The following is a 12,912-nucleotide window of genomic DNA, read 5'->3' on the forward strand; positions in this document are numbered from 1 at the left end:
CGTGTTGTCGAGGAACCGAACAGTTCACCACCTCGGAAAACGAGTTCGACCCCGCTACTGGAAGCCGATCCGGCCGTCGCGGCGCTCCCCGAGACCGTCTCGGGTGCCGCCCTTGAACTGATCCTGCATCTGCTCGTAGTAGTCCATCAGTTCGTCGGTGATCGTCGGGCGGACGGAGTCGATCGCCTCCCGGAAGTGCCGCATCTCGATCTCCTCGGCGTCGTCGTCGTCGCGCAGCGCCTCGATGGCGGCCTCGCGGGTGATCGTCTCTAGATCCGAGCCGACGTACCCGTCGGTGATCTCGGCGATTTCACGCAGGCTCACGTCGGGCGCGAGCGGAGAGTCGCGGGTGTGGATCTTCAGGATCTGCTCGCGGCCCTCTTCGCTGGGCTGGCCGATGAGCACGAGGCGGTCGAACCGCCCCGAGCGGATGAGCGCGGGGTCGATCATATCCGGGCGGTTGGTCGCGCCGATCACCATCACGTTGCCGTTCTCCTCGAGCCCGTCGAGTTCGGTCAAAAGCTGGTTGACGACGCGTTCGGAGACGTTGTTGCCCGTCTCGCCGCCGCGGCTGGGCGCGAGGCTGTCCAGTTCGTCGAAGAAGATGATCGTCGGGCTGACCTGCCGGGCCTTCCGGAAGGTCTGCCGGATCGCCTTCTCCGACTCGCCGACCCACTTCGAGAGCAGTTGTGGGCCGCGCACGGAGATGAAGTTCGCGTTCGTCTCGTTGGCGACGGCCTTCGCGATGAGGGTCTTTCCGGTCCCGGGTGGGCCGTACAGCAGCACCCCCTTCGGCGGGTCGATCCCCATCCGCTCGAAGCGCCCCTGCGACGTCAGCGGCCACTCGACGCTCTCCTTGACGGTCTGTTTGGGGTCTTCGAGCCCGCCGACGTCGTCCCACGACACCTTGGGGAGTTCGACGAGCACCTCCCGCATCGCCGAGGGTTCGACGTCCGCTAAGGCGCCGCGGAAGTCCTCGCGCTTGACGATCATCCGGTCGATCAGGCTCGGCGGGATGTCCTCCTCGTCGAGATCGATCTCAGGGAGGTACCGCCGGAGCGCCTTCATCGCCGCCTCCTTCGTCAGCGACTCGATGTCGGCGCCGACGAAGCCGTGAGTCTCGTCGGCGAGGTGATCGAGCGAGACGTCGTCGGACAGCGGCATCCCGCGGGTGTGGATCTGGAGGATCTCCTTGCGACCCACTTCGTCGGGGACGCCGATCTCGATCTCGCGATCGAACCGCCCCGGCCGGCGCAGCGCGGGGTCGACGCTGTCGACGCGGTTCGTCGCCGCGATGACGATGACTTCCCCGCGCGTCTCCAGGCCGTCCATCATCGTCAGCAGCTGGGCGACGACGCGGCGCTCGACCTCGCCGGTCACGTCGTCGCGTTTCGGCGCGATCGAGTCGAGTTCGTCGATGAAGATGATCGACGGCGACTCCTCGGTCGCGTCCTCGAAGATCTCGCGCAACTGCTGTTCGGACTCGCCGTAGTACTTCGAGATGATCTCCGGGCCGGCGATCGAGAAGAAACTCGCGGAGGTCTCGTTGGCGACGGCCTTCGCCAGCAGCGTCTTGCCGGTGCCGGGCGGCCCGTGGAGCAGCACGCCCTGCGGCGGCTCGATACCGAGTTTCTTGAAGATCTGCGGGTGCTTCATCGGGAGTTCGACCATCTCCCGGACCCGCTGTATCTCGCTTTTGAGGCCGCCGATATCCTCGTAGGTGATGCCGCCGCCCGTCTTCTCGAAGCCGGAGATGGGCTCCTCCCGGAGTTCGACCTCCGTGTCCTCGGTCACCAGACAGACGCCGTCCGGCTCCGTCTCGACGGCGATGAGCGGGATCGCCTGGCCCGGCGAGCGCATAAACGGATGGTTCGTCGAGGACATCACCGGGACGATGTCGCGCTCAACGACCGGGCGTTTGAGGATCTGCCGTTTGACCATCCCGGCCGCGTCGGAGCCGAACTGCACGCTCGCCTCCTCCGGCGGCGCGAGGACGAGTTTCTCGGCCTTCGTCTCCTCTGCCTTTCGGATCGTCACCCGCTCGCCGATGCTGACGTCGGCGTTCTGGCGCGTGAAGCCGTCGATGCGAACCGTGTCGGTGTTCCAGTCCTGTCGGTCAGCGCGCCACACCTTCGCCGCGGTGGTTTCGGCGCCCTCGATTTCGATGATGTCGCCGGGTGAGAGTTTGAGGTGGAGCAGCGTGTCCGGATCGAGACGGGCGATGCCGCGGCCCGAGTCGTTCGGGTACGCCTTCGCCACTTCGAGTTGAACTTCGTTCATAGTTGGGTCGCGGGGATACGTCCCGCCAATCGGTCACAGCTCCGGGAGAGTCCTCTCGCGGCTCGAACGCCACGAAATCCGGAGTGTGACATCTTAATACACTCTTTCGGTCGAAGACACAAATCCTTACCGCCCGCGGCATCGATGCGTGGCTCTTTTCGTCGCCGCCCCGAATCGCCCTGTATGCGTACACTCGCCTTCGACGGCCGGATGGGCGCCAGCGGCGATATGCTGCTCGGCGTGCTCGTCGACGCCGGCGCCGATCCCGACGTGCTCGTGCCCGTCGAGGAGGCGCTCGACGTCCGCTACGCTGTCGGGACCGTCAACGAACACGGAATCGCCGCGACGGACGTCAGTGTCCTGCTGTCGGAGGAGGGTACAGAGGGCTCCGAAGGTGCAGAGGACGCCGAAGGTTCAGAGGACTCCGAAGATGCTGACGCTTTCGGCGGAGGCGACAACGACGAGGACGCCGGTCACGACGACGCAAAACACGGACACAGTCACCAGCACACTCACTCGCACGATAACGCACACGACGAACACGGACACAGTCACCAGCACACTCACTCGCACGAGCACGCACACGACGAACACGGACACAGTCACCAGCACACTCACTCGCACGAGCACGCACACGACGAACACGGGGCGACACCGGCGGAGGGGCACGGGCCGCATCGCACCTACCCGGAAGTGATCGAGATCGTCGAATCGATGGACCTGCCCGCGGCCGTCGAAGCGGACACGAAAGCCATATTCCGAATCCTCGGCGAGGCCGAGGCGGCGGTCCACGACACGGATCTCACGGAGACGGCCTTCCACGAGGTCGGCGCCGACGACGCCATCGCGGACGTCGTCGGGGTCGCACTCCTCCTCGACGATCTCGACGTCGAGCGCGTCGTCACGACCCCGCTTTCGACGGGCGGCGGCAGCGAACCGATGGCGCACGGCGAGTATCCGGTCCCGGCGCCGGCGGTCGCCGAGATCGCGGCCGCGGCCGACTGGTCGCTTCGCGGCGGCCCGGTCGAGGCGGAATTGCTCACGCCGACGGGGGCAGCGATCCTCGCACACATCGCCGAGGGTGTCGAGGCGCTGCCCACGTTGAACGTGACTGCCACGGGCTACGGCGCGGGCGGCTACGACTTCCCCGGCCGGCCGAACGTCCTGCGGGCCCTCCTCGGGGACGGCAGCGGCGGACTCACCCGCGAATCGATCACCGTCCTGGAGACGAACCTCGACGACGCGACGCCCGAGGAACTCGGGAGCCTCCAGCGAACGCTCACCGAGGCGGGTGCGCGGGACGTGAGCGTCCTCCCCGCGACGATGAAGAAGTCCCGGCCTGGCCACCTCGTAAAGGTGATCGTGCGTCCCGAGGACGCCGAACGGGTCGCCCACCGGCTGGCGATGGAGACCGGCACGCTCGGCGTCCGCGAACACGGATCGGGACACCGCTGGATCGCCGAGCGGGAACTCCTGGCCGTCTCGATCGAGATCGACGACGAGCGTCACGAGGTCGCGGTCAAGGTCGCAAGCGACGACGCAGGCGAGCCATACGACTACAGCGCGGAGTACGACGACGCCCTCGCTGTCGCGGAGGCGACCGGCGTCCCCGTCAGAGATGTGATGCGCCGCGCCGAGGACGCCGCCCGGTCGGCGGAGTGAGCGAATTAGGCCTCGTCGCTGGTGCCGTCTGCCGCCTCCTCGCCGCCCTCGCGGTCCCTGCCGTCTACAGTTCCCTCGTCGCGCTCCCGATGCGTCGCGAGCGCCTCGTCGACGCTCAGCTCCCCGGCCGCCACCCGCCGGGCGAGTCCCTCGTCGATGGTTCGGTCGTCGCGTGACTCCCGGCGCGAGCGATCCTTGATCCGCTGGAGTTCGCCCGCGGTGGGCTCGATCTCGCGGGAGCCGACCTCCTCGCCGGAGAGCCGCGCGATGTTGACCGCCGCGAGGACGTCGCCCATCCCGCGCGCGCCTGTCCCGAGGTAGGGCGTCGTCCCGGTCTCGTCGACCAGTTCGACGGTCACGTCGTCGAGTTCGTTGACGAGCTGTGCCCCCTGCAGTCGCGCGCCGTCGCCGATCCTGACCAGCGGATCGGGCGTGTCCGACACCTCCCGGCGGACGGTCTCGACGGCGTCCGACAGCGGAACCTGGAACGCGGCGACGACAGTTTCGCCCGCGAGCACGGCGATCCCCGGCCGCGTCCCGGGGTCGACGCCGACGACCGTTCGCCCGCCGCCGCCCCGGAGAATCGAGATCGCTTCTTCGACGGCGCGGCGGGCCTCCTCGGCGGTGGCGACGACCGACTCCACGCCGCCCGCCGGCGGGTCGTCCGCGGGCGAGCGAATCACGACTTCGGTTCGATCCGGCAGGTCCGCACCGGGTTCCTGCGTCGTGAACGTCACGCCGCGGTCCCGTAGCTCGTCGACCGCGTCGTGGTATAGCTCGAAATCCTCTGTCGCGACGACGATCACTGGCGGGGTTTCGGCGCCCTGCTACAAAAGGTATCGCGCCGAGGTCGGAGTGGCTGGGAGAACACGCCGAAAAATCCTGGCGCGGATCCGGGGGGTTTTTCGCCGGAGCCGACCGATGACGTCGCGTGTCCGACGCACTCACCACGGGGTGCCGCTCGCTCGATTCCCTCCTCGGCGGGGGCTTCGAGCGCGGCACCGTGACGCAGCTTTACGGGCCGCCCGCCGCGGGGAAGACGAACGTGGCGCTCTCGGCGGCCGTTCGCGTCGCCGCCGCCGGGGAGACGGCCGTCTACATCGACACCGAGGGCCTCTCCGCCGATCGGTTCCGACAGCTCGCCGAAGCTGCCGCGGACGATGAGCAGTCGATCGAGGACGTCACGTCGCGGCTGATTATCTCGGAAGCGCACGACTTCGAGCAGCAGGAGGAGGCCGTCCGCGACGCCGCCGAGTTCGCCCCGCGGGCCGACCTCATCGTCCTCGACAGTGCGACCGGGTTTTACCGGCTGGAGCGAACCGGCGACAGCGACGACGGCGAGTCACTCCGCGGCGTCGCCCGGCAGGTGACGCACCTGCTCTCTTTGGCGCGAAAACACGATCTGGCGGCTGTCATCACGAACCAGGTGTTCACTGATCCCGACACCGACCGCGCGCGGGCGCTCGGCGGCCATACCCTGGAACACTGGACCGGAGCGGTCGTCCGGCTCGAGCGGTTCCGCGGCGGCAAGCGCCGCGCGACGCTGGAAAAACACCGGGCGAAAGCGGCCGGGGAGTCGGTGACGTTCGAGATCACCGGAGACGGGATCGCTGGCGTCGAGTAGCGGAGGAGAAGAACGACCCGCGCTCGAAACGAGCGGCGGTCGTCTGCCTACAGTTCGCCGAGTTTCCGGAGGAGCTGTCCGCGCTGTTTCTCGTCGGCGTTGATACCTTTGATTTCGAGCACGTTGCGTTCGAGCTTATCCAGGGCGACGTGGAAGGCGTGTTCCGCGCCGTAGCCCTCGCCGCTGCCGGCCACCTGTCCCTGGCTCGTCCGAAGCCGGATCTGACACTGGATCAGCGGCGTCCCGCGGAGCTTCTCTTTGTGCTGGTGGAAGCGCACGTGGGCGTGGAGGACCTGCATCTGCTGGTACTTGTCGACGACGGAGGTGATCGACTCGACGACCTCCGCCCGGGAGAGCGTCTCCAAGAGGCGGACGTTGGTGATCTGGACGTCCATACTGTCCTCCTCGGTGAACGTCAGCGCGCGCAGGATGTCCGTCTTCGTGACGATTCCGGCGACGGCTCCCTCGTTGTCGGCGGGCGTCACGACCAGGCCGGAGATGTCGTTTTCGAACATCCGCTTGACGACGGTGTCGACAGCCTCCTCGGGGGTCGCCGTCACGACCGGTGCGGACATCAGATCGTAGACGGGGAGATCGAGCATTCGATCGAGGTCGCCGCGGCGGTCCCCGCGGCCCTGTCGCGTGTCGTCGCGGACGACGAACTCGACGAGGTCGTGAGTGGTGACGATTCCCGCGAGCGTGCCGTCGTCCTCGTCCACGACGGGCAACCGCGAGATCCCGTGCTCCCGGAGTCTGTTGATCGCCTGCCCGACGCGGGCCTGCTCGCCGACGGTGACGATATCCTCGGTCAGGATGTCGCCGACGGAGATCGCATCGAGGCTGTCGAGTACTGCTTCGAGGATCGCGTCGCTGGTGATGACGCCGTAGAGCTTTTCACCTTCGTAGACGGGCGCGGCCTTGACGTCGCCCTCGACGAGCATCCGCGCGGTTTCGCGGACGTCCTCGTGGCGGTCGACGCCAGGCGCGGACTTCATCACGACGGAGGCCTTCGTGTCATCTTCCATCCGTGACCGCACCAGCTGCTTTTCGCCGATGATGCCGGCGTACTCGCCGTCTTCCGTCACGACGATCCCACGAGGGTTCTCGCGCTCGAATATCGCGCGGATCTTGCCCAGGCGTTTGCCAGCATCGACTTCGACGAACTCAGGAGTTGCAATATCAGTAATATCCATAGTCGGAGTAGCCTCCATTCGCCCGTATGCTGGCTGCCGTCTTGAAACTTCGTCCCGTTCTCACTGCGTTGGTAGCGGGGATACCGCGTCAGTCGCCGGCTCCGGCGCTCTCGAACCCCTCCGCGGGAAGCCGGAGTTCCGCGAGCCCCGGTAACCGCTCGATGTTGAAGACGACTTTGAGCTCGTCGGTCACGGGTTCGGCGATACAGGAAAGCCGGACGCCTTGCTCTTTCATCTCCTCGGTCAGAACGGTGCTGACTGGCATCTCGACTTCGCCCTCGACGACCGCCACGGCACAGTTCGCACACGCACCGCCCCGGCACGCGTACGGCCACGAGAACCCGTACCGTTCGGCGGCCTCGAGGATGGTCTCTCTGTCTTCCATCACCAAGAGCCCATACCGGTCGACGTCGAGGTCCGCCGCCTCCGCCTTCTCGAAGAGGTCTTCATCGCTCAGTGCCCAGCCCTGGGCCTCGATGACCGCATAATCGAGATATTCGACGGTCGGCCCGAGCGTCCGGCCGTCGTCGTCTGTGTCCTCGGTTCCGTCTTCCCGGTCTCCCTCCGCGCCATCGCCGGCCGCCGAGGAGTCTGCGGTCCCACTTCGATCGTCGGCTCCTGTCTCGAATGTCTCGGGGTCTCGTCCGGCGGAGAGATGTTCGTAGGCACGCCTGACGCGTTCGAACTCCTCCAGCGATCCTCCGTGATCGGGGTGGGCTTCCTTTACCCGTTGCCGGTAGGCCCGGACCACGGCCGCCTCGTCGGCGCCGGCATCGATCCCGAGGACGTCGTACGGCGTCGCCACGCGCCCGTCTTAGGACATAACGCGCTTAAGTCCTCCCCTTCGGCCAGAGCTTGATTTCTCCCCTCGATTCGGCGGCTGGAAGGGGGGTCCTTCGCGGCATCGTGGGAGTCACTCGCGTGATCGTCACCGGTCGCCGTCGAGGACCTCACAGCCGTCCCGCAGCGACAGGACTTCGAGGTCCTCGACGGGAATCCGGACCGGGACCTGTCGATCGCTCGTGGCCTGGCTGGGGCGGTAGCCGGGGAAGAACGGCTCGTCGCCCGACTCGTAGTCACGGTCCGGGTCGACGACGTCCCGGGCCCAGCAGTCGAGGAATTTCAGGACCACATGGACTGGCGCGTCGTGCTCGTCGATCAGTCGCTCGGCGGCCTCGATCTTCGCGTACGGGAACATCGTCTTCCGGTAACCGTTCAGCGAACAGGAGCGCTCCTTGATCTCCAGGAAGTACAGCAGGTCGCCGTCCTCGTCGACGACCCGGCGGTCGATGTCGGCGGTACGGCCGCGGTCCTCGTGGGTTGCGCCGCCCGCATAGTCGACGTAGGCGTCCGCGAGCGCGACCTCGCGGGTCTCGCCGGCCCGAACGGTCGCCAGTTGGCTCGCTTCGCTCGATTTTCCGGTGGGATAGGCCCAGACCGTCCGCCTGCAGTCCGGACAGTCGCCGAGCGCCTCGGTGGTTCCCTTCGACGTCTTCGTCGGTGTCGGCGTGGCGTCGTCGACAGTCCCGCAGTATGGACAGATCATCGGCAGTACTCCCGGCGTGCCGTGTAAGGATCTGTCGGTGGAAGGTTTCGCGTGAATCACCTCGGGGTCAAGCCCCGAGGCTTCCTGCTTCTACGACGCGCTTTGCAGACACCTGAGTGGTGTCCGTAGGGAGCGCAGTCTCCACAGGCGTGTCTTCGGGCCATCCCAGCCCTAGTTCAGAAAAGCCGCGTTGAAGGACATTCATCGCCGCGTTCGCGTCACGGTCACACTCAAGCCCACACGACGGGCAGGAGTGTTCCCGCACCCAAACGGGCTTCGCTGTTTCTACACCGCACGACGCACACTCCTTCGTCGTCCCCTCGGGTTCTACCTGAACGACGTGCGTGCCGTACAACTCGCCTTTGTATTCAAGAAGGGAGATGAACTGTCGCCACGCCGCGTCCTGCTTGTTCCGAGCGTTGTGCGAGTCTTCCAGCATCCCCTTCACGTCCAAATCCTCAACAAAAACTGCGTCATACTCACGGACGAGCCACGTCGTTATCTTATGCTGGTAATCCAGCACCTTCCGCCGGATATGCCGCTTCACCTTCGCCACTTCTCGGCGTTGCTTCTCGAAGTTGTTCGACCCTTTCTGCTTCCGTGAGAGCTTGCGTTGCTCACGGCGGAGTCGCTCGTACTTATCTTCGAGATCAAGCCAGTCCACAGTCTTACCGTCGCTGGTGTGGATGTAGTTGAGAATACCGAGGTCAACGCCGATACTGTTGCTCGAATCAAGCGAGTCCACATCAGGTTTCTCGGGACGGTCAGCCTCGTCGGATTCGAGGCCGAACGAGACGAACCAGTCGCCAGTCGTCTCCTTCTTGACCGTGACCTCTTTGATGGACGCTTCGTCAGGGATGTCGCGGTGGTAGCGGATGTTGATGTCTCCGATTTTGGAGAGCCAGAGTGTCGCGTGTCGGCCACTCGTGTTTTTGAGTTCGAAGCCGGACTGCGAAAACGTCATACTCTGAAACTCCCGTGGCGACTTCCACTTGAGTTTCCCGACCTTTCGCCCGTTTTGTTTCTTTTCAGAGAGTCCATCGAGGTTGTGGTAGAACCGTGTGACAGTTCGTTGCAGAGCCTTCGAATTGACTTCCGAAAAGATGGGGAACTCGTCTTTCCAGTCGGGGAGTCGAGAATGATGTTTGTACGCGGAGCCGATGTCCTCGGCGTCCACGTTTTCGTACTCGTACAAGGTGTAGTTGTACGCTTGGCGATGAATGTCGATGTGACGTTCCAGTTCAGCCGCTACCCCTTGTGTCGGATATGCGGGGTACCGGTGACTGCACTCCATCGCTGTCTTCTGGTTAAAGACGTGTTCACTTAATGTATTGTATCACGAGTTGTCGGATTCAACCCCGGGGTCAAGCCCCGGGGGCATTCTCCTTGCATTCTGTAAATCTGACTGCGGGGGCTCGCGAGCAAGCACTGAGCACGGGACAACACAGCCGCAGAGCAGCACCGACGGTCACCGCCGATGTCAAAAATGGGGACAGCGTGGAGACGACGAGGGCGGGCGGCGACGGCCCATAGGGAGCCCGCCCTCCTGTGGGAGACGCGTTGTGTGGTGGGGGCACGTGTCGGTGGGGCTAGATGTCGAACGGTCGTCCCCCAACAAGGTCTTAGATCCGGAATGTTATCAACCCACACGGAGACTCATTTAATCAGAAGTGATAAAGCGCGTGAAAGACCGATTTGGTGCGGCACACCGTCCGCCACTCGTAAGAACGGGTCACACGACCCGGTTACGCAGGTCGTCGCTACCTGCTTCCATACGCTTTACGTTCTCGGCGATGATGTCGGCCATCCGCTCCCAGTACTTCGGCGTGTATCCGGCGTTGTGGGGCGTGATGTGGACGTTCCCGAAGTCCCACAGCGGGTGATCGTTCGGGAGCGGTTCGGGATCGGTCACGTCGAGTGCGGCCCCGCGGATCGCGTTCTCCCCGAGCGCCCACACGAGGGCGTCGGTGTCGACGACCGGCCCGCGGGCGATGTTGACGAGGACGGCCTCCGAGGGCATCGTCTGGAACGCGTCGTGATCGAGCAGTCCTTCGGTGACGTCGGTGAGCGGGCAGGCGAGGACGACGTACTCCGAGCGGGAGAGCGCGTCGTGGACGGCCACCTGATCGAAGCCGACGACCTCGTCTGTTGGGCCACCCTTTTCCGGCGTGTACCGGATCCCGATCGTCTCGACGCCGAAGGGTGCCAGCCGATCGACGACGGCCGTCCCGATTGCCCCCAGGCCGATCACGGTCACCGTCGACCCCGCGAGTTCGTCTTTGGGGTACGATCGCCACTCCCCGTCGGCCCGCTGCCGCTCGGCTTTGTGGAAGCGCGCGGAAAAGGACAGCAACCACCCGACCACGTATTCGGCGATCGGGGTCGCGTGGACGCCCGAAGCGTTGGTCACGGGAATCCCGCGCTCCTCGAACGCTTCGAGCGGGAGGTGGTCAGTCCCGGCGACAGTCGCAGCAAACAGATCGAGGTTGGCGGCCTCGGCGAGCAGTGCCTCGTCGATCGCGAGGCCGGTTGCGATCGACGCCTCCCGGATGAGTCGTCGCTCCGCCTCCGGCGTCCGTGCGTGGACCACCTCCCGTTCCGGAAGTCGGTCGCGAAGCGTCTGCGCGTAGTCAGCCGCCGAGAGGCCGTTGGCGGTGCGGCGAAGCACGACCACGTCTGGATCGTCAGCAGCGTGCTGCTCGGTCGGCCTCGCGGCGGCATCGGTCACAGCGTCTGGATCCTCAGGCACCATCGTGAGTCACGGTGACCTGCGTCCACCACTTGTATGTATCTTCGGTCGGGCGCCGTTCCGCCGCCGAGAACCGGATCGGAGTGGGCGCGATAGGGGCCCGGGATCTTCAAGGCAAGTAGTTCTGCCCTCGGCTCGCTGCCCGCCGTCTCGGTTACACCCAGCCACCACCCTGGGAGGCCTTTGGCTGGACTGCACACGGATCCATGTCGATGCTGTAATGCGCCTTCAATCACGATGTCGCAGTGTATGCCCTCCCTCGACGAACTCATCGTCGCGATGTGGCAGCGACTGGCCCGGATGCGCGCCCGGAGCCCACGACGACTCGCCGCCCTGACGGCGACGGCAGCGATCGTTGCGGCCGTGCTCGCCTGGTATTTCCGGCCGTGGCTCCAGGGCATCGTTTACGGGATCTACACGACGCCGATCGTCCCCCTTGCTGTCGTGCTCGGAATCGGAATCACGCTCCTCGTTCGTCGACAGTTCGGCGCTCTGGCGGGTGGACAGATCGGGATCACCGTCGTCGTCCTCGTCCTCGTCGCCGGTGCAGGAGGCACCGGTCTGCTGGCCGGCGAAGATCTCGGGAAGCGTACCATCGACACGGCGACTACGGCGGAGAACCTCTCGGAGACCGACCCGACGAAGCCACGCGTCGTCCCGAAGAGCGTCGCCTCGCGGTACGCCTCGAACACGCTCAACTTCCCCCAATACCGCATCGCCGGCGGTGACATCACCGTCCGGAACGGAACGCCGTACTGGTCGTACGCGCTCGCGCCCGACGGCGCGTTCAACTACTACACGAAACAGCAACACGGCACGGTGCTGGTCGATATGACCGAACAGAACGCCGAGGTCGACACCGTCGTCGGGGACTTCCGGAAGGGAATCGGGCCGGCGTTCTACAACAACTACCGTTTCACGATGCTCAAACGGGGGAACTACCTGGTCAACTACGAGGATCCGTATCTGGTCGTCCACGAGGGCGAACAGCACATCGCGGTGCCGTACACGAAACCGGAGTTCCACTGGCTGCCGCTGCCCTACACGACGCCCGAATGGGGCGGCGTGGTCCTGATCGACCGCGACGGCACCGTCGAGGATCTCTCGCCGCAGGCGGCCCGAAACCACCCGGCCCTGCAGGAACAGAAGCTCTACCCGTTCGAGTTGGCACGCCAGAAAGTCGCCGCAACGAAGTACAGAAACGGGATCGTCAACACGTTCACCAGCCACCGCGACGAGGTCGAGGTGGCGCCCGTTCCCGGTGAGAACAACGACCAACCGTTCCTCGTCTTCACCGACGACGGGCCGCAGTACGTCGTCGCAGTCGAACCGTACGGCCAGGCCCAGGGGCTGAAAGAGGTCTGGATAATCGACGGCCGAACCGGCGAATACGAGGTGTACACCCCGACTGAATCGCTGTTCGGGGCTCGGAAGGCAACGGACTACGTCCGCCAGGCGGCTCGGACGACCGACTGGAACCGGTTCACGCCGTCGGAGCCGATCCCGGTCGTCGTCGATGGCCAACTCTACTGGGAGGTCAGAGTCGTCCCGACCGACAGCAGCGGAATCGCGTACACGGCGTTCGTGAACGCCCGGTCGAGTGACGTCCGCGAGGTCAGTACCACGCCGGAAGTGACCGCCTTCCTCGAGGGACGCGACGTGACGACACAACCGGCGGATGCCGGCGGGGACGACGAACGGACGCCGTCGCTCGTGATCGAACGGGTCGCGCCGAACGGAACCGTCGTCGAGACGCTCGAAGTCTATGGGAACGAGAGCGTCCGCATCGTTCAGGGGAGCAACACGAACTCGACCGGCAGGAACGCGACCGGCACCAACGTGACGGCGAAGGGGTGAA

The 12,912-nt window shown here is 65.4% G+C and carries 10 protein-coding genes; 3 read left to right on the plus strand and 7 right to left on the minus strand.

What is annotated here, in order from left to right; all coding sequences use genetic code 11:
* Positions 1-54 precede the first annotated feature (54 nt).
* On the minus strand, positions 55-2,280 hold the full coding sequence (locus tag RJT37_RS14750; RefSeq protein ID WP_311171659.1) for a CDC48 family AAA ATPase: 2,226 nt from the start codon (positions 2,278-2,280) through the stop codon (positions 55-57).
* A 183-nt stretch (positions 2,281-2,463) separates the two neighbouring features.
* Between RJT37_RS14750 and larC the strand changes: the two genes are divergently transcribed.
* On the plus strand, positions 2,464-3,942 hold the full coding sequence (gene larC / locus RJT37_RS14755) for a nickel pincer cofactor biosynthesis protein LarC (RefSeq protein WP_313685623.1): 1,479 nt from the start codon (positions 2,464-2,466) through the stop codon (positions 3,940-3,942).
* 5 nt (positions 3,943-3,947) lie between these two features.
* On the opposite strand, the gene RJT37_RS14760 is transcribed toward larC, so the two are convergent.
* Entirely contained in the window at positions 3,948-4,748 is an 801-nt protein-coding gene (locus RJT37_RS14760; protein WP_313685625.1) for a hypothetical protein, read from the minus strand.
* 125 nt (positions 4,749-4,873) lie between these two features.
* On the opposite strand from RJT37_RS14760, the gene radB reads away from it, so the two are divergent.
* Positions 4,874-5,566: a DNA repair and recombination protein RadB gene (radB, locus tag RJT37_RS14765; RefSeq protein ID WP_313685627.1), complete on the plus strand. Its 693-nt coding sequence runs from the start codon at positions 4,874-4,876 to the stop codon at positions 5,564-5,566.
* Positions 5,567-5,613: 47 nt separating this feature from the next.
* On the opposite strand, the gene RJT37_RS14770 is transcribed toward radB, so the two are convergent.
* The 5 genes from RJT37_RS14770 to RJT37_RS14790 all read right to left on the minus strand — a co-directional run bounded on the left by RJT37_RS14770 (position 5,614) and on the right by RJT37_RS14790 (position 11,057).
* Positions 5,614-6,759, minus strand: a complete 1,146-nt coding sequence (locus RJT37_RS14770) for a CBS domain-containing protein (protein WP_313685628.1) — start codon at positions 6,757-6,759, stop codon at positions 5,614-5,616.
* A gap of 88 nt (positions 6,760-6,847) precedes the next feature.
* Entirely contained in the window at positions 6,848-7,564 is a 717-nt protein-coding gene (fer, locus tag RJT37_RS14775; protein ID WP_313685630.1) for a ferredoxin Fer, read from the minus strand.
* A 123-nt stretch (positions 7,565-7,687) separates the two neighbouring features.
* Positions 7,688-8,305, minus strand: a complete 618-nt coding sequence (locus tag RJT37_RS14780; RefSeq protein WP_313685632.1) for a hypothetical protein — start codon at positions 8,303-8,305, stop codon at positions 7,688-7,690.
* A 67-nt stretch (positions 8,306-8,372) separates the two neighbouring features.
* A complete protein-coding gene (locus tag RJT37_RS14785) occupies positions 8,373-9,599 on the minus strand; it encodes an RNA-guided endonuclease InsQ/TnpB family protein (protein WP_313685634.1) in 1,227 nt (408 codons plus the stop codon).
* Between the two features lie 438 nt (positions 9,600-10,037).
* Positions 10,038-11,057, minus strand: coding sequence for a D-2-hydroxyacid dehydrogenase (locus RJT37_RS14790; protein ID WP_345785370.1), 1,020 nt, complete (start codon positions 11,055-11,057; stop codon positions 10,038-10,040).
* A 246-nt stretch (positions 11,058-11,303) separates the two neighbouring features.
* Here RJT37_RS14790 and RJT37_RS14795 point away from each other — a divergent pair, with 246 nt between their 5' ends.
* Complete coding sequence (locus RJT37_RS14795; RefSeq protein WP_313685636.1) at positions 11,304-12,911, plus strand: hypothetical protein; 1,608 nt, start codon at positions 11,304-11,306, stop codon at positions 12,909-12,911.
* Position 12,912 lies beyond the last annotated feature (1 nt).

Origin of the sequence: Halobellus marinus (assembly GCF_032113415.1) — an archaeon.
In the GTDB taxonomy this organism is placed as follows: Archaea; Halobacteriota; Halobacteria; order Halobacteriales; family Haloferacaceae; genus Haloquadratum; species Haloquadratum marinus.

Coding starts and splice junctions, on each gene's coding strand:
- RJT37_RS14750 (WP_311171659.1), bottom strand. CDS start 2,280: ATGAACGAAGTTCAACTCGAAGTGGCGAAGGCGTACCCGAACGACTCG.
- larC (WP_313685623.1), top strand. CDS start 2,464: ATGCGTACACTCGCCTTCGACGGCCGGATGGGCGCCAGCGGCGATATG.
- RJT37_RS14770 (WP_313685628.1), bottom strand. CDS start 6,759: ATGGATATTACTGATATTGCAACTCCTGAGTTCGTCGAAGTCGATGCT.
- RJT37_RS14780 (WP_313685632.1), bottom strand. CDS start 8,305: ATGATCTGTCCATACTGCGGGACTGTCGACGACGCCACGCCGACACCG.
- RJT37_RS14785 (WP_313685634.1), bottom strand. CDS start 9,599: ATGGAGTGCAGTCACCGGTACCCCGCATATCCGACACAAGGGGTAGCG.
- RJT37_RS14790 (WP_345785370.1), bottom strand. CDS start 11,057: ATGGTGCCTGAGGATCCAGACGCTGTGACCGATGCCGCCGCGAGGCCG.
- RJT37_RS14795 (WP_313685636.1), top strand. CDS start 11,304: ATGCCCTCCCTCGACGAACTCATCGTCGCGATGTGGCAGCGACTGGCC.